The organism is Allostreptomyces psammosilenae (genome assembly GCF_013407765.1).
GTDB lineage: Bacteria > Actinomycetota > Actinomycetes > Streptomycetales > Streptomycetaceae > Allostreptomyces > Allostreptomyces psammosilenae.
This window is the reverse complement of the sequence record NZ_JACBZD010000001.1, coordinates 5344789-5362058: the sequence shown is the minus strand read 5'-3', so window position 1 is coordinate 5362058 and position 17270 is coordinate 5344789. Positions and strand designations below refer to the sequence as shown.

The following is a 17270-nucleotide window of genomic DNA, read 5'->3' as shown; positions in this document are numbered from 1 at the left end:
CAATGCCCGATGATCTTCCGTTCATGTCCGAGCGTCTTCCCCCGCGGCACGTCCGGCGATAGGCTGCCGCGGTGGACGTGCTCAGCGACGCGATCGCCGCCATGCGCACCGGGCGACCGCACTCCTCCCGCACCCGTCAGCGGGCCCCGTGGGGCGTCCGCTTCCAGCCCGCCGCGGGCGCCGGCTTCCACGTGGTGCTGCGCGGCTCCTGCTGGCTGATCCCCCGGGAGAGCGCGCCGGTTCCGTTGGGCGTCGGGGACGTGGTGTTCCTCGCCCACGGGCTCGGGCACGGGCTGGCCGACTCCCCCGACACCCCGCTGGTACCGGCCGCCTTCCGGCTCGACGGCGCGTCCGGCGGCGAGGACGCCTCCGGTGGCGACGGGGCGTCCGGCGGAGGGGGCGCGTCCGGTGGCGAGGGCGGGGAGACCGGCCCGGACGGCGTGGCGGCCACCGGCGGCCCGGACGGCGCCCCGGTCGTGGAGACGCTCTGCGGCGCCTACCTGCTGGACCAGTCCCGGCCGCACCCGCTGGTGAGCGAGCTCCCCGAGGTCATCCACCTGCCCGCCCGGGTCGGCCAGCACCCCTCGCTGCGGGCCGCCGTCGATCTGCTCGGCGCGGAGCTGGAACACCCCAGGCCCGGGGTCGACGCGGTGGTGCCCGCCCTGCTCGACACGCTGCTGCTGTACATCCTGCGGGCCCACTTCGCCGAGCGCGCCGACCGGCACGAGACCACCGGATGGGCGGCGGCGCTCGGCGACCCGGCGGTCTCCACCGCGCTGCGGGCCATCCACCGGGAGCCGGCCCGGCAGTGGACGGTGGAGGAACTGGGGGCACGGGCGGGCCTGTCCCGGGCCGCCTTCGCCCGGCGGTTCGCCGCGCTGGTCGGCCGGCCCCCGCTGGCCTACCTGACCTGGTGGCGGATGACCACGGCGGCGCGGCTGCTGCGCGAGTCGGACGCGCCGCTGCGCTCGGTGGCCGAGCGCACCGGCTACACCTCGGAGTTCGCCTTCGCCAAGGCCTTCAAACGCGAGCACGGAACCGCCCCCGGCGAGTACCGCCGGCGGCGCCCCTGGACCGCCGCCGAACCGGCACCCGTCCCGGCGCCGATCCCGGCACCGATCGCGGCACCCGTCCCGGCAGGGATCCCGGCTCCGGCACCCGGCGCCGCGAACAGCTGACGATCAGTGACAATCGTGGGGAGGCCGGCGCGCTGGGCGTCACGGACCGGTTTTCGAACCTCGCCGTGGGTCGCGATAACGTGAGGCGCGCTGCGCCGCCACCCCACTCGAACCGATCGTCGGGGCGGCGCACGCCGATGGGCACGACCGGAAGGCTGGTGGCCGCGGGCACCATGGCAGAGCGATTGGTACACGTCACCCAGGCGGGCACGTCCCGGTGGCGACGCAGGGGCGGGGCCGGCCACGAGACGCTGCGGGCGGCGCTGGCCGCGGCCGGCGACGGCGACACGGTCTCCGTCCCGCCCGGCACCTACCGGGAGAACGTGGTGGTGGAGCGCGCCGTCACGCTGGAGGCCAGCGGGGGCGCCGGGACCGTGCGGATCGAGCCGCTGGCCGGGGTGCCCCTGGTGGTCCGGGCGAGCGCGCTGATCGGCGGTGTCACGCTGGTCTCCGCCGACCCGATGGAGCCGGCCGTGCTGCTGGCCGCCGGCTCCCCCGAGCTGACGGACTGCTCGATCGAGGCGAACGCGTCGGCGGCCATAGAGGTGGAGGCCGGGGCGTCCCCGACGGTGCGCCGCAGCACCCTGTCCAACCCGGCCGGCTCGGGCGTCCGGCTGCTGCCCGGTGCCACCGCGGCCTTCGAGGACTGCGAGGTGGTGGGTGCCGCCGGGGCCGGCTTCACGGCCCGTGAGGACACCCGGGCGGTGCTGGAGCGCTGCCGGGTCACCCGGGTGCGCGGGGTCGGCATGAGCTTCGCCGGGGCGGGCACGGCCGTGCGGGCCGTCGGCTGTGAGATCACCGAGACCACCACCGGGGTGCAGGCGGGCGGCGGGGCCAGCGTGGAGCTGGTGGACTGCGTGGTGCGCTCCACCGAGGGCAACGGCGTCACCCTGGAGTCGGAGTCGGCACTGGAGATGACCGGCTGCACCATCGAGGGCGTCGGCGAGAACGGCCTGGACCTGCGCGGCCGGGCGGTGCTGACGGCCCGTCGGGGCACCATAGCCGGCTTCGCCCGCAACGGCCTGTCGGTGTGGGATCCGGGCACCCGGGCGACGCTGAGCGGCACCGAGGTGCACGGCGCCACCGGCGACTACCCCGCGGTGTGGGTGAGCGACGGCGCGGTGGTGGGCCTGGAGGGCTGCCAGCTGCACGACGTCCCGGACGCGGTGTTCGTGCTCGACCGGGGCTCCCGGGTGGAGCTGGTGGACAGCGAGATCCGGCGGGTGCGCTCCACGGCGCTGTCCGTCTCGGACGGCGGCACGGTGCAGGTGGACGACTGCCGGATCGAGGAGGCCACCACGGGCGCCTGGTTCCGCGACCACGGCAGCGGCGGGGTGCTGGCCTCCTGCACGATCAGCGACGTCGGCACCGGGGTGATCGTCACCAAGGGCGCCGATCCGACCCTGCAGCGCTGCACCATCACCCGCACCGCGGAGGCCGGGGCGTACGTCTCGGCGGGCGGGCGGGGCACCTTCGAGGACACCGTCTGCTCGCACTCGCGCGGCTACGGGTTCCACGTGATCGACGGCTGCCGGACGGTGCTGAGCCGGTGCCGCAGCGAGTACAACGCGCGCGGCGGCTTCTCCTTCCCGCTGCCCGGTCCGTTGGTGGACGACTGCGTGTCGGTGGGCGAGGACGGCGTGGCGCCCGGTGTGGCGGCCCCGCCGCGGCCGGCGCACGCGCCGACCGTCTCCCCCTCGTACGGCGCGGACGGCGCCGCGGCCCGATCGGCGCACGCGTCCCACCCGGCTCCCGCCTCCCGCCCCTCGCACACCACCCCCACCGGCCACCCGGGCTCCGCGGGCCACTCCGCCCCGTCCGGCCAGTCGGGGCTCTCCGGCTCCGGGCTGTCCGGCTCCGGGCAGGGGGCCGTGGCGGCGTCCGGCGGCACCGCCGGCATCCTCTCCCCCGCCTCGGCGATCACCACACCGGCGACCACGGGCTCGGGCGCCGCCGGGCGCACCGAACCCGCGACGGCGGCCTCCCCCGGCCCGGCCGGCGGCACCGGCGACCCGCGCCCGCGCTCCTCGGAGGAGGTGCTCGGCGAGCTGGAGTCGCTGATCGGCCTGGCGAACGTCAAGCAGGAGGTGCGCAACCTCATCGACCTGATCTCGGTGGGCCGGCGGCGCGAACAGGCCGGGCTGAAGGCGCCCTCGCTCCGCCGCCACCTGGTGTTCACCGGTTCCCCGGGCACCGGCAAGACCACGGTGGCCCGGCTGTACGGCGAGATCCTGGCCTCGCTCGGCGTGCTGGAGCGCGGCCACCTGGTCGAGGTGTCCCGGATGGACCTGGTCGGCGAGCACGTCGGCAGCACGGCGCAGCGCACCGCCGAGGTGTTCACCCGCGCGCACGGCGGGGTGCTGTTCATCGACGAGGCGTACGCGCTGGCGCCGGAGGACGCCGGCCGCGACTTCGGCCGGGAGGCGATCGACACCCTGGTGAAGCTGATGGAGGACCACCGGGACAAGGTGGTGGTGATCGTCGCCGGCTACACCGCCGAGATGGACCGCTTCCTCAGCTCGAACCCCGGCGTGGCCTCGCGTTTCTCGCGCACGATAGCGTTCCCCGACTACAGCCCGGAGGACCTGCTGGCGATCACCGCGCAGCAGGCCGAGGAGCACGAGTACCGGATCGACGAGAGCACCGGCAAGGAGCTGCTGGAGTACTTCCGGGCGCTGCCGAAGGGGCCCACGTTCGGCAACGGCCGGGACGCCCGCAAGGTGTTCGAGACGATGATCGAGCGGCACGCCTCCCGGGTGGCGCAGCTGTCCGCGCCGAGCACCGAGGAGCTGCAGCTGCTGTACCCGGAGGACCTCCCGCCGAGGCCGGCCGGGCTGGCTCCGTAGGCTGGGTACCCACGGTCGACGGCGGGAGAAGGCGGCGGCGCGGGAGAAGGCGGCGCGGGAGGAAGGTGGCGCGGGTGGCGGACACACAGGGCGGCATGCTGGGCGAGCAGCGGCGGGCGCTGATCCTGGCGGAGGTGCGCCGCCGCGGCGGGGTCCGGGTCAACGAGCTGACCCGGTTGCTCGGTGTGTCCGACATGACGGTGCGCCGCGACCTGGACGTGCTGGCCCGCCAGGGCATGGTGGCCAAGGTGCACGGCGGGGCGGTGCCGGCGGACTCGGCCAGCGGGCACGAGCCGGGCTTCGAGGCCAAGGCGGCGCAGCAGCCGCTGGCCAAGGAGGCCATCGCCCGGCGCGCGGTGGAGCTGATCACGCCGGGCAGCGTGGTGGCGATGTCCGGCGGGACCACGGTGTACGCGCTGGCGCGGCGGCTGACCGGCGTGGAGCGGCTGACCGTGGTGACCAACTCGGTGCGGGTGGCCGAGGTCTTCCACCCGCCGGGCACCCGGGCGCCGGATCCGTCGCAGGGGCCGACCGTGGTGCTCACCGGCGGGGTGCGGACGCCGTCGGACTCGCTGGTGGGGCCGATCGCCGACCTGGCCATCCGCTCGCTCAACTTCGACCTGCTGGTGATGGGGACGCACGGGCTGAGCGCCCGGCGCGGGCTGACCACGCCGAACGTCGCTGAGGCGGACACCAACCGGGAGTTCTTCCAGGCGGCGCGGCGGGTCGCGGTGCTGGCCGACCACAGCAAGTGGGGCGTGGTGGGGATGTGCCGGTTCGCCGGGCTGGAGGAGGTCGACGTCCTGGTGACGGACTCCGGGCTGGACGAGGCGGCCCGTGAGGAGGCCGCCTCGGTGGTCGGCGACCTGCTGATCGCCGACGTGTAGGGTCCGCTGACCGCCGGGGTGCGGCGGCTGGGTGTTCTGTCCGGGGAGGTTGCGGGCCAGGGGTTGCGGGCTACCGGGCGACGAAGCCGCGCCCGGTGTCCAGGAACTCCTCCAGGGCGCGCTCGTGCGGGGCGAGGTCCAGGCCCTGTTCGGCGACCCACGCGTCGGAGTAGTAGCGGTCCAGGTAGCGGCTGCCGGGATCGCAGATGAGCGTGACGACGCTGCCGCCCTCCCCGGCCGCCCGCATCCCGGCCAGGATCCGGAACGCCGCCCACAGCCCGGTGCCGGTGGAGCCGCCGGCCTGCCAGCCGGTGCGGCGGCGCAGCACCCGGATGGCGGCGACGGAGGCGGCGTCCGGCACCTTCATCATCCGGTCGATGGCCCCGGGCACGAAGCTGGGTTCCATCCGGGGCCGGCCGATGCCCTCGATCCGGGACGCGGAGGGGCACCCCGCCCCCGGGTCGGCGGTCAGCCAGCCGTCGAAGAAGCAGGAGTTCTCCGGGTCGGCGACGCACACCCGGGTGTCGTACTGCATGTACCGGACGTAGCGGCCTATGGTCGCGGAAGTGCCGCCGGTTCCGGCGGTGGCCACGATCCAGGCGGGCACCGGATGGCGCTCCATCCGCAGCTGCTCGAAGATCGACTGGGCGATGTTGTTGTTGCCGCGCCAGTCGGTGGCCCGCTCCGCGTAGGTGAACTGGTCGATGTAGTGCCCGCCGGTCTCGGCGGCGAGCCGGGCGGCCTCGGTGTAGACGGCCGCCGGGGTGTCCACCAGGTGGCAGGTGCCGCCGTGGAACTCGATGAGGGAGATCTTCTCCGGGCTGGTGCCGCGCGGCATCACGGCGATGAACGGCACCCCGATCAGCCGCGCGAAGTAGGCCTCGGAGACGGCGGTGGAGCCGGAGCTGCTCTCGATGACCGGCACGCCGGGGCGGATCCAGCCGTTGCACAGCCCGTAGAGGAAGAGCGAGCGGGCCAGCCGGTGCTTCAGCGAGCCGGTGGGGTGCGTGGACTCGTCCTTGAGGTAGAGGTCCAGGCCCCACTCCTCGGGCAGCGGGAAGCGCAGCAGGTGGGTGTCCGCGGAACGGTTGGCGTCCGCCTGCACCTTGCGCACGGCGTCCTTGAGCCAGGCCCGGTATCCGGCGTCGGTCCGGTCGACGTCCCGCTCCACGGCCGTCTCGGCGGTCCGGTGCTCGGGCTGCTGCGGTCGGTCCGCCGTGCTCATGGGGGTGCTCTCCGTGCTGCCGGGGTGCGGGTGGGCTGGGCCCTCAGTCTGTCATCCGGGGCCGGCGCCCCCCACGCGCCGCGGACCGCGCGCCGCGGACCACGTGCCGCGTCCCACGTGCCGCCGGGCGGTGTGTTCAGCCGGTCGTGCGCTCGATCAGGACCATCGCGGCGTCGTCCGCCAGGTGCCCGCCGGTGTGCTCCAGCAGGGCGGTGTGCAGGTCGTGCAGCCGCTCGGCCGGGGTGTGCCCCCCGAGGTGGGCCAGCCGCTCGGGGACGGGGAAGAAGCGGTTCCCGGCGTCCCGCGCCTCCAGCACGCCGTCGGTGCACAGCAGCAGCCGGTCCCCGGGCAGGAAGGGGTGGCTCTCCACCAGGCGGAGGTGGTCGGCGGGCAGCAGCGCCTCCAGGCCGAGCGGCGGCTGCGGCTCGGCGCCCTGCAGCTCACTCACCCGCCCCGCGCGCACCAGCAGGGGCGGCGGGTGGCCGCGGTTGAGGATCTCGACCACCGGGGTCGTGGGCACCTGCACCAGCAGCGCGGTGACGAACCCCTCGTCCTCGTCCTCCCGCCCCTCCAGGTGGCTCTCGCGCCGCAGCGCCGAGGAGCAGCGGTCCATCACGGCGGCCAGGTCGGGCTCGTAGTGCGCGGCCTCCCGGAAGGCCCCGAGCACGGCCGCGGCGGCGCGCACCGCGGGCAGTCCCTTGCCGCGCACGTCGCCGACGATCGCCCGCACCCCGTGCCGGGTGCTGATCACCTCGTAGAGGTCGCCGCCGATGCGCGCGCTGGCCTCGGCGGCCAGGTAGAGGCCGGCGGCGCGCACCGGTCCCAGACGGGCCGGCACGGGGTGCAGCACCACCTGCTGGGCGGCCTCGGCGACCCGGCGCACCTGCGCCAGTTCCTGCCCGCCCCGGCGGCGCAGCGCGCTGATCGTGACGCTGGCGACCGACACGACGACCAGGGCCAGGCCGTTGGCGTACACCTCGCCGCTGCCCCAGGACTGGTTGTAGGTGGCCGTGGCGGCGCTGAGCAGCCAGGCGAGGCCGGCGACGAGCAGGGTGCCGACCGGCCCCATGGTGACCGCGGCCAGCGCGGGCGCCGGGGTGAGCAGGGGGCCGGTGTAGAGACCGTGCGCGGGGGAGAACTCGACGGCCGCGACGGCGGCAATGACGGCGAAGGGCAGGCAGCGCACCAGCACGAAGCCCGCCCGTCCGCGACGGGTCCGTCCCGGTCTCGGGGTGCGGTGGCTGGGGTGCGGCCGTCCCATGCCCTCAGTCTCTGCCAACCCCGGCCGGCGCGCGCCTCGTGGGCACCGCCGGGAGGACCGGCCGGAGGGGGCGGGACTCCCCCGGTGTCCGCTTTCCCCCACCCTGCCGTGGTTCCTCCTGCGGGGCCGGAGGGCGGCACCGCCACCCCGGCGGCGAAAGTACGGTTATCGCCATGGTGGCGTGTCAGAATCACCGCCGTGAACGCCACGCCCGCCGCCCCCAGCAGTAGACCCCACCGCGCCGCCCAGGTGGAGGACGCCGCCAACCGCGCCGTGGCGCACTGGCTGCGCCGCCGGGGCTGGGTGGTGCGGGTCGAGCCGTACACGGGGTACGGCAGCCCCGGGTGGGTGCGGGTGATGGCCCGGACGCTGCTCGCCCGTCCGGTACGGCGGCTGGACCGGCGTCCGTCCCCCGCCTCCGGCGCGGGGTCGGCGGCGGTGGCGGGGGATGCCGCGACCACGCGGGCCGCGCCCGCGCAGGCCGCGCCGACGCACGCACCGGAGCTGGAGCCCTCGGCGCTGCGACCGCCCGGTCCGCAGGGTTCCGTGCCGGAGCAGTCCGGGGCGGAGCGGTCCTCCGCGGCGAGGGGGCCCGAGGCCGGTGGTTCTGGCGCGTCCGGGGCGTCGGCCGCCGAGTTCTCCCCCAAGCGGCGCGAACCGGAGCGGCTGATGCGCGGCTGGCGCCGGTTCGCCACCGCCCAGGTCGCCGGCGCGGTGGTCGAGGTGCGGGTGGGCGACACCGTGCACCGCCTGACCGCCGACCGCGGCGGCTACGTCGACGCCGTGCTCCCGGCCGACCTGGCGCCCGGCTGGCACGAGGTGCTGATGTCGGTGGAGGGCGGCGCGCCGGTGAGCGCGCCGGTGCTGGTGGTCTCCGAGGAGACCACGTTCGGCATGGTCAGCGACATCGACGACACGGTGATGGTGACCATGCTGCCCCGGCCGATGGTCGCGGCCTGGAACAGCCTGGTGCTGCACGAGCACGCGCGGCGCACCGTTCCGGGGATGGCCGCGCTCTACCGCGAACTGCTGCGCGAGCACCCCGACGCCCCGGTGTTCTACCTGTCGACGGGCGCCTGGAACGTGGCCTCCACGCTGCGCCGTTTCCTGTCCCGGCACGGCTACCCGGCCGGGGTCCTGCTGCTCACCGACTGGGGGCCGACCAACTCCGGCTGGTTCCGCAGCGGGCAGCAGCACAAGCGGGAGTCGCTGCGCCGGCTGATGCGGGAGCTGCCGCAGGTGCGCTGGCTGCTGGTCGGCGACGACGGCCAGCACGATCCGGGGCTGTACCAGGAGGCGGCGGCCGAGCACCCGGGCCGGGTGCGGGCGATCGCGCTCCGGCAGCTGTCCCCCGCCCAGCAGGTGCTCTCGCACGGTCTGCCCGTGCCGAACGAGGAGACCCGGGGGACCGCCTCCGGGGCGCAGCGAACGCCGGTGGTCAGCGCACCCGACGGCGCCGGGCTGGCCGAGCAGCTGCGGCGCCTGGACCTCTGCTGAGCCACGGGGCGCTCGGGCACCACCCACCCCCACACGCACAGGGATTCGCTCGCGAACCTCCGGGCGCCCAACCCCCCGTAGGGGGATCGCGGACCCCCTTCTTCAGGATCCCATGCGGCGGTCACCCAGCGCAGCCCCCATCGTGCGGGCTGTGGATAACTCGGAGCAGGTGCATGACAGAAAGCGCCGCCCTCCGCCCTCCCGCCCCCGCCACGTCCGCGTAGAGGTTCGCCCTGCCCCCATCCGCGCAGGAGCGCCTCGCACCCTGCCGCGTCCACACAGGAGCGCCTCGCCCGCCCGCCACATCCGCGCAGCAGCACGCCTCTCCATACCCGCGCTAAAGCATGGCCCGCCGCATCCACACAGAAGCACACCCCGCCATATCCGCTTGCTAAAGTTTGAGTAACCTGCACTAAAATTTGAGCCGCGATCCGACTCCCCCGCGCGCCCCGCATCGGGCCACCCACGGGGGGCGAGGGGCGGGAGTTCTCCACCGCTCGAGGCCCGTTGTCACTCACGGGCACCCGCACCCACGGGCGCCCGGGGGGGGGGGGAAGCCCAGCGGCCCGCGCCGCCCGGGTGCGCCCTGCCCGCCGCCCGTCCCGCCGGCCACCGGCCACGCCCGTCCCGCTCCACCACCGACCCACGGAGTTCCGTCATGCCCGACCAGCCCACCACACCCGACCAACCCGCCACGACCGACCAAGGCGGCCATCCCGAACCACGCGGCCGAACAAAGCGGCGCGACGGCCCGGACAGAGCCGACAAGGAATCCCCCGCCGCGCCGGGCGCCGGCACCCTCGACCGGCGCACCCTGCGGACACTGCTCGGACACGTCCGACCGCACCGCGGCGCGATCCTCCTCGGCGGCGCGCTCTCACTGCTCGGCGGCGCCGCGGGCCTGGTCCAGCCGCTGGCCGCGCGCTCACTGGTGGAGCGCCTCGGCGAGGACGGGCCGATAGCCCAGGCGCTGATCCAGCTGACCGCGCTGGTCCTGGTCGGCGCGCTGATCGGCGCCCTCGGCAACTACGTCCTGGAACGCACCGCGGAGTCGGTGGTCCTCGCGGCCCGCCGGCAGCTGGTCTCCCGAATACTGCGGCTGCGGGTCGCGGCGGTGGAGCGCACCGAGCCGGGCGACCTGATGTCGCGGATCACCTCGGACACCACCCTGCTGCGCCAGGTCACCACCACCTCGATGGTCGCGCTGGTCACGCAGTCGCTGACCCTGGTGGGCATCGTCGTGATGATGGCCGCGATGGACCCCGTGCTGCTCGGCGTCACCCTCGCCGTCGTGGTGCTCATCGGGGCGGCGTTCGGCGTGGTGATGCCGCGGATCGCCCGGGCGACCAAGCGTTCCCAGGAGGCCGTCGGGCTGATGGGCGCCGCGCTGGAGCGGGTGCTGGGCGCCTTCCGCACCGTGAAGGCGGCCGGCGTGGAGCGGACGGAGGGCGAGCGGGTGCACGCCGCCGCCACGGAGGCCTGGCGGCAGGGCGTACGGGTGGCCCGCTGGAACTCGGTGGCCGGCACCACGGCGGGGCTGGTCATCCAGATCTCGTTCCTGGCGGTGCTCGGCGTGGGCGGCGCCCGGGTCGCCTCGGGAGCGACCGACGTCGCCACCCTCGTCGCCTTCCTGCTCTACCTCTTCTACCTGACCGGGCCGATCAGCGAGCTGGTGCAGGCGGTGAGCCAGCTCCAGGTGGGAGCGGCCGCCATCGCCCGGATCGAGGAGGTCGGCGCGCTGGAGGTGGAGCCGGCGGGCCCCGAGGGCCCGGACGCGGCGACCGTGCCCGCGCCCCGGCACTCCCCCACGGCCGGCGGGCGGGAGGCCGGACACCCGGCATCCGGCGGCCCCGACGCCGCGGGACGACCGCTGTCCCTGCGCTTCGAGGAGGTGGAGTTCCGCTACCGGCCGGAGCTGCCGGCCGTCCACCACGGCGTCACCTTCGACGTCCCCGCGGGCGGCATGACGGCGTTCGTCGGCCCGTCCGGCGCCGGGAAGTCCACGGTCTTCTCCCTGGTCGAGCGGTTCTACGACCCGACCGGCGGACGCGTGCTGGTGGGCGGGCGCGAGGTGCGGGACTGGCCGCTGGAGGAACTGCGCGCCGCCATCGGCTACGTGGAGCAGGACGCGCCGGTGCTCTCCGGCACGCTGCGGGAGAACCTCCTGTTCGGGGCGCCGCCGACCACGGACGAGGAGATCCGCGAGGTGCTGCGGCGGACCCGTCTGGACGGCCTGGTCGACCGGCTGCCGGACGGCCTGGAGACGGTGGTGGGGCACCGCGGCAGCAAGCTGTCCGGCGGCGAGCGGCAGCGCGTGGCCATCGCCCGGGCACTGCTCCGCCGCCCGCGTCTGCTGCTGCTCGACGAGGCGACCTCCCAGCTGGACGCGATCAACGAGCTGGCGCTGCGGGACGCCGTCGCCGAGGCCGCGCGCACCACGACGGTGCTGGTGGTGGCGCACCGGCTGTCCACCGTCACGATGGCCGACCGGATCGTCGTCATGGAGGCCGGTCGGGTCCGCGCCGTCGGGACGCACGCGGAGCTGGTCCGCGCCGACCCGCTGTACGGCGAGCTGGCGGCCACCCAGTTCCTCGCCTCCAGCGCCGGCGAGACGGCACCCGGCGCCGACGACGCGGCACCGAGCGCCGACCAGGCAGCACCCAGCACCGCCGAGGCAGCAACCAGCGCCGACCAGGCACCGCTGCCGACCGGCGGCTGACCAGGGCCGGCCACGGCTCGGCCGGGGTCGGTCGGCGGGCCCTCTCCCGCCCTGGGAGAGGGCCCGCCCGTCGCGTCGCGCCGCGCCGCCGGGGGTTCAGACCTCCGCGGGCCGGTCCCCCGGCGCGCCGGTCCCGGTGCGGTCGCCGGCGAGCGGCACGCCGAGCTCGAGGTCCTCGACGAGCACCGGCTGTCCGGTCAGCAGGGACTCGTTGGCGGCGACGCCCACGGCCACGGCGCGGACGCCGTCGAGGTAGCCGGCCGCGCGTGCCAGCGGGTCCGGGCCGAGGCGCAGGTCGCGGCGGAAGACGTCCTTGAGCAGGATGGCGTCGCCACCGCCGTGGCCGCCGATGCCCTCGGGGATGGGCACCTCCTCGGCGCGCCGCCAGTGCTTCTGCACGACGAGCCGGTGCCCGTCGGGGCGGACGAGGTCCTCGGTGGCCTGCTCCGGGGTGGCGGAGGGGTCCAGCAGGTGGTCGCCGTGGAAGTCGACGTGTCCGCGCTCGACGACACGGAGTTCGGCCCGTCCGAGCGTTCCGTTGACGGAGACCCGGTACCCCTCCCAGGGGCTGTGCGCGTTCAGGGAGTAGGTGAGCGTGGCGCCGCGGGAGTAGTCGACCAGGACGGACATGTTGTCCTCGATGGTGATGCCGGGCGCGAAGGGGTCCTGGTCGCGCCGGTATCCGTCGTGGTGCTCGGCCTGGAGGTAGAGGGCCTCCAGGCGGGGGTCGTCGCGCAGGTCGAGGGAGAAGGGGTCGCCCGTGACGCCGGTGCCGCGCTCGGGGCGGGGGCCCATCCCGCGGGCGGCGGCGTTGGCGTCCCCGTAGAAGCGCAGGGCGCCGGACGCGTACACCCGGACCGGAACGTCGTCGATCCACCAGTTGACGAGGTCGAAGTGGTGGCTGGCCTTGTGGACGAGCAGTCCGCCGGAGTTGCTCTTCTCCCGGTGCCAGCGGCGGAAGTAGTCGGCTCCGTGCATGGTGTCCAGCACCCACTCGAAGTGGACGCTGGTGACCTCGCCGATGGCACCGTCGGCGATGACCTGGCGCAGGGTCGAGTTGCGCGGGGCGTAGCGGTAGTTGAACGTCATGACGACGTCCCTGCCGGTGTCGGCGACGGCGCGGGTGATGCGCCGGCACCCGGCGGCGTCGGTGGTCAGCGGCTTCTCCACGACGACGTCGGCGCCGGCGCGCAGGCTCCGGTCGACGAGTTCCGCGTGGGTGCGGTCGACGCTGGTGACGATGACGGTGTCGACGGCCTGCTCGCTGATCATGCGTTCCAGGTCGGCGGGCGTGTAGCGGGGCAGCCCGGCCGGCGCGTCACCGCCGAGGGCGCGCCCGACCTGCGCGTCGTAGTAGTCGATGCGACCGGGGTTGGGGTCCAGCCAGGCGACCAGTTCGCCGACGTCGGCGTGCTCGCCGGTGAGCGCGTCGACGTACATGCCGGCGCGGTGTCCGGTGCCGGCCACCGCGTAGCGGCGCCGGGGCCGGTCGGCGGGGGGTGGGGCGAACAGGGGCACGACACCGGGCCCTGGCATCGAGCCGGTGCTCCCCGCGGGGAGGGGCGCGGTGGGGTTCTGGTCGACGGGACTCTGCTTGCTCACGGGTTCTCGGCTTTCGGTCGCGGTGTCCGGCGGATCAGCAGGTCGGAAGACGGGCTTCGAGTGACCGTTCACTTTGGACGGCAGGATCTATCCTTCTCCGTAAGGGCCTGGGTGGTCCCCGCTCGGCGCGTCCCCGGGCAAGGACGCTAGTGAACGGTCACTCAAGGTGTCAATCATCGTGGAGCGGCCAGGAGGGGCACGGGTGAGCAGGGAAGTGGCGAAGCGCCGGCCGACCATCAGGGAGGTCGCCCGCCTGGCCGGGGTGTCACACCAGACGGTGTCGCGCTACCTCCGGGACGATCCGACCGTCAACGAGGCCATGCAGCAGCGCATCGGCCAGGCCATCGCGCAGCTCGACTACCGCCCGAACCTGGTGGCGCGCGCCATGCGGGACCGCAGGACGGGGCGACTGGCCCTGCTGCTGCCGTCCGGTACCGCCGGCAGCGCCCTGGAGATGCTCACCGGCGCCGCGGCGGAGGCGCACGAGGCCGGCTACGTCGTCGAGGTGGTCACGCTGGGCGGGCCGACGGAGTCCCGGGCGGGACGCGTGCTCGAACTGGCCGATTCCGGTCTCTTCGAGGGCATCCTGGCCGCGACCCCCCTGCCGGGGCTGTCCGAGCGCTCGATGTCGGGCGCCACCCCCATCGTCATCTCGGCCGACTACGACGACCAGATGCGCAGCATCGGCGAGCTCGCCGACGCCTCGACCACCGCGGAGATCATCGAACGGCTGGCCCGGCAGGGGCACCGCCGTTTCCTGCACATCGCCGGGGACTACGCCCACACCTCCGCCCGCCGCCGCAGGCAGGTCTACCTGGAGACGATCGAACGCCTCGCACTGGAGTCGTACGGGGTGGCGGACTGCGCGTGGCTGGCGGAGTCGGCCCGCCGGGCCGTGCTCGACCTGCCCGCCGACTGCGGCGTCACCGCCGTGGTGTGCGCCAACGACGTGCTCGCCGCGGGCGCGATCCGCGGTGCGGTGGAACGCGGCTGGCGCGTCCCCCACGACCTGAGCGTCACCGGGTGGGACGACAACGCGCTCGGCGCGGCCATGATGCCCTCCCTGACCACCGTATCGGTGGACCACGAGCGGCTCGGACGGCGCGCCATCAGGCGCCTGCTGGCCGTGCTGCGCGGACAGCCCGAGCCGGAGGAGCACGAGCGGATCACGTCGGTGGTCTGGCGGGAGTCGACCGCGCCGGCGCCTCAGGACTGAGCGCGCTCCGAGCGCGCCTCCCCCGGCAGGGCCGCCGCCCCCGCGGCGGCCCCGTGGGCCAGGGGCTCATGGGCCAGGAGCTCGTGGGTCTGGGGCTCCTGGGTCTGGGGCTCATGGCCCGAGGGCTCGCGGGCGAAGGGCTCCCGGGCGAGAGCCTCCCGGGCACGCGCCACGTGGGCCCGGGCCTCGGGCGGGAGAGCGTCACCGGCCGCCTCGCGGGCGGCCTCCTGCCAGGTGGCGGCCTCGCCGCGGCGTTCCTGTTCGGCCAGCGCCGCGAGCTCGGCCCAGGTCGCGCCCTCGGGGAGCGAACGCGGCGGCGGAGTGCGCATCGGCGGGACCCATCCGGCCTCCGGGTCCCAGCGGCGCACCACCCTGGCCGGCGCCCCGGCGACCACCGCGTGGTCGGGCACCTCGCCGCGCACCACGGCGCCGGCGGCGACCACCACGTTGCGGCCGAGCCGCGCCCCCGGGAGGATCACCGCCCCCGCGCCGATCCAGCCACCGGACCCTATCTCCACCGGGGCGCAGCGCGGCCACTGCTTGCCGATCGGCTGGTCGGGGTCGTCGTAGCTGTGGTTGGCGTCGGTGATGTAGACGTACGGGCCGCAGAAGACGTCGTCGCCGATGCTGATCGACTGGTGGGCGACGACATGGCTGCCGCGCCCCAGCACCACTCCCCCGCCGAGGCGCAGCACCGGCTCGCTGCCGGGGCCGAGGTCCTGGCCGGGGAGCATGCCGGCGGAGAGGGTGACCTGCTCCCCGATGACGCAGAACGGGCCGATGTGGATGGCGTGCTCGCCGAAGATGGTGCCGAGCGGGAACGCCAGCCGGGTGCCGGCGCCCAGGGCGCCGAAGCGGAACGGGCCGGGCCGGTCCGCGGAGACCGCGCCGGCCTGCCGCAGCCACCCCCAGGCGCGGTGCACCAGGCGGGAGGTCGCTCGCCGGCGCCACGCGGCCAGGGGGGCGAACAGGGGTGCGATCTGCGGCATGGGCACACGGTAGCGTGCCCGGGTTCAGGCCGATCGGGCGTCCGGCGCGGTCAGCCGCAGGGTGGTCATCAGGTCGAGGAGTTCCGCGCGGTAGAGCTTGGCGGGGTCCCGTACCTGCGGGGCGATGTGCCCGTAGACCTCCAGCGAGACCAGGCCGTGCATCCGGCCCCAGACCCGCATGGCGAGCGCGACGCCGGTGGGCGGCAGATCCGGGTAGGTCGCGCGGACGACGGCGGCGAAGTCCGGGTCGAAGTCGTCCCAGGTGTAGTCGTCGTCGGTCCAGTGGTGCCGGGCCCGCGGCCAGGCGGCGTCGACCAGCCCGGTGATCACCGCGCAGGCGCGGTGTTCGGCCTCCACGGCCGCGGCGCCCTTGGGGGCCTGGTAGCCGGGCGCCGGGTCGCCGTAGAGCAGCCGGAACTCCTCGGGGTGGCCGACGGCCCAGCGCCGGAAGGACTCGCCCACCGCGAGCACCCGCCCCGCCGGGTCGTCGGCGGGCACGCTGGCCAGCGCCGCCTCGTAGCCGTCGGCGAGCGCGGTGTAGACGTCGCCGATGAGCGTGCTGATCAGGTCGTCGCGGGTGTCGTAGTAGCTGTAGATGGCCCCGGCGGTCATGCCCATGTCGCGGGCGATCGCGCGCAGCGAGATGGCGGACGGCCCGCCCTCGGCCATCTGCCTCAGCGCGTGCGACTTGATCTCCCGGATGGTTTCCGCCCGCAGGCGTTCCCTCCGGCTCCGCATGGGTCTGTCCATGTCGAGCACCCTACAGTGATGATCTACTACACAGCGTGTTCTTTCTGCACGGCGTATGGCGTCCCCGACCGCCCACCGTTCCGCGCGGCCCGGTCAGTCGACCTCCAGCACCGCCTTGCCTGGGAGCCGCCGGCCGACCAGGCGGTCGGTGGCCTCCGCGACGTCCGTCCAGGAACCGCGCCAGCTGATCTGCGGATCCAGGGCCCCGGAGGCGACCTTGGCGGCCAGCCAGCCCATGTCGGCACCGAGGCCCGGTCCGGTGTCGGGCAGGAAGAAGCTGACGATCGAGCGGTCGTGGCGGTCGTCGCCGCCGCGCAGCGCGCCGATCTCGAACACCTCGGGGACACCGGCGGACGCGCCGAGCGCCACCAGGGTGCCGCCGCGGTGCAGGAGCTCGTAGCCGCCGACCAGGTGGGGGCCGCCGACGTTGTCGATCACGCCGTGCACGCGGTCCGTCGAGTAGCGCGGGCCGTCCGTCACCACCTCGGCGGCGCCGAGCCGGCGCAGCCCTTCGGCGGCGGACGGGTCGCTGGTGGCGGCGACCACCTCCGCGCCGCCCATGGCGGCGAGCTGGACGGCGAACCGGCCGACACCGCCACCGGCGCCGGTGACCAGGACGCGACGGCCGAGGATCGGGCCGAGCCGGTGGAGTCCGCGCAGGGCCGAGGTGGCGGCGACCGGGATGGTGCTCATGGCGCCGAGGTCGGCGTCCTCGGGGACCGCGGCGATCCGGTCGGTGGCGACGGCGCGCAGCTCGGCCCAGGCGCCGTCCCATTCGAAGGTCACCACCGGGGTGCCGACGGCCGGTCCGCTGCCGTCGGCGGCGGCCTGGACGACGACGCCCGCGGCGTCCCAGCCCAGGACGGCGCCGGGCTCGGCCTGCGGCAGCAGGTGCTTGACCTCCCCGGCGTTGAGCGAGATGGCCTTGACCCGCACCAGCGCCTGGTTCGGCGCGGGCTGGGGCTCGGGGACCTCGCCGAGTACCAGGTGACCCGGGGCGGAGTGATCGACGGTCAGGGCACGCATGAGCGCTGCTCCTCACAGAGGTTCGGTGCTGACGCGGCGATCTTGCCACTCGGTGGCACATGCCGACAAGCGGC

General features: G+C 75.2%; 11 protein-coding genes and 1 pseudogene. 6 read left to right on the top strand and 6 right to left on the bottom strand.

Annotated elements, in window-relative coordinates:
• The first annotated feature begins 71 nt into the window (after positions 1-71).
• The 3 genes from FHU37_RS22150 (at position 72) to FHU37_RS22140 (ending at position 4911) form a co-directional block, all read left to right on the top strand.
• Positions 72-1178, top strand: coding sequence for an AraC family transcriptional regulator (locus tag FHU37_RS22150; RefSeq protein ID WP_179815858.1), 1107 nt, complete (start codon positions 72-74; stop codon positions 1176-1178).
• Between the two features lie 173 nt (positions 1179-1351).
• Entirely contained in the window at positions 1352-4024 is a 2673-nt protein-coding gene (locus tag FHU37_RS22145) for a right-handed parallel beta-helix repeat-containing protein (protein ID WP_179815857.1), read from the top strand.
• Positions 4025-4119: 95 nt separating this feature from the next.
• A complete protein-coding gene (locus FHU37_RS22140; RefSeq protein WP_179816481.1) occupies positions 4120-4911 on the top strand; it encodes a DeoR/GlpR family DNA-binding transcription regulator in 792 nt (263 codons plus the stop codon).
• 70 nt (positions 4912-4981) lie between these two features.
• Here the strand turns inward: FHU37_RS22140 and FHU37_RS22135 are convergent, their stop codons facing one another.
• Together FHU37_RS22135 and FHU37_RS22130 are read right to left on the bottom strand one after the other, a co-directional pair.
• Positions 4982-6136, bottom strand: a complete 1155-nt coding sequence (locus tag FHU37_RS22135) for a PLP-dependent cysteine synthase family protein (RefSeq protein ID WP_179815856.1) — start codon at positions 6134-6136, stop codon at positions 4982-4984.
• Between the two features lie 136 nt (positions 6137-6272).
• A complete protein-coding gene (locus FHU37_RS22130) occupies positions 6273-7397 on the bottom strand; it encodes a PP2C family protein-serine/threonine phosphatase (RefSeq protein ID WP_179815855.1) in 1125 nt (374 codons plus the stop codon).
• A 198-nt stretch (positions 7398-7595) separates the two neighbouring features.
• On the opposite strand from FHU37_RS22130, the gene FHU37_RS29410 reads away from it, so the two are divergent.
• Positions 7596-8894 carry an App1 family protein phosphatidate phosphatase gene (locus FHU37_RS29410; RefSeq protein WP_218904116.1) on the top strand — a complete coding sequence of 433 codons (1299 nt, stop codon included), beginning with the start codon at positions 7596-7598 and terminating at the stop codon, positions 8892-8894.
• Between the two features lie 658 nt (positions 8895-9552).
• Positions 9553-11613, top strand: a complete 2061-nt coding sequence (locus FHU37_RS22120) for an ABC transporter ATP-binding protein (protein WP_179815854.1) — start codon at positions 9553-9555, stop codon at positions 11611-11613.
• A gap of 96 nt (positions 11614-11709) precedes the next feature.
• On the opposite strand, the gene FHU37_RS22115 is transcribed toward FHU37_RS22120, so the two are convergent.
• Complete coding sequence (locus FHU37_RS22115) at positions 11710-13149, bottom strand: Gfo/Idh/MocA family protein (protein WP_179815853.1); 1440 nt, start codon at positions 13147-13149, stop codon at positions 11710-11712.
• A 268-nt stretch (positions 13150-13417) separates the two neighbouring features.
• On the opposite strand from FHU37_RS22115, the gene FHU37_RS22110 reads away from it, so the two are divergent.
• A complete protein-coding gene (locus FHU37_RS22110) occupies positions 13418-14431 on the top strand; it encodes a LacI family DNA-binding transcriptional regulator (RefSeq protein WP_218904115.1) in 1014 nt (337 codons plus the stop codon).
• A gap of 236 nt (positions 14432-14667) precedes the next feature.
• Here FHU37_RS22110 and FHU37_RS22105 read toward each other — a convergent pair.
• The 3 genes and pseudogenes from FHU37_RS22105 to FHU37_RS22095 all read right to left on the bottom strand — a co-directional run.
• Positions 14668-15420 (bottom strand): annotated as a pseudogene (locus FHU37_RS22105) (acyltransferase); the annotation flags it as partial.
• Positions 15421-15444: 24 nt separating this feature from the next.
• Positions 15445-16170: a TetR/AcrR family transcriptional regulator gene (locus FHU37_RS22100; RefSeq protein WP_179815851.1), complete on the bottom strand. Its 726-nt coding sequence runs from the start codon at positions 16168-16170 to the stop codon at positions 15445-15447.
• Between the two features lie 93 nt (positions 16171-16263).
• Positions 16264-17196: a zinc-binding dehydrogenase gene (locus FHU37_RS22095; RefSeq protein ID WP_179815850.1), complete on the bottom strand. Its 933-nt coding sequence runs from the start codon at positions 17194-17196 to the stop codon at positions 16264-16266.
• Positions 17197-17270 lie beyond the last annotated feature (74 nt).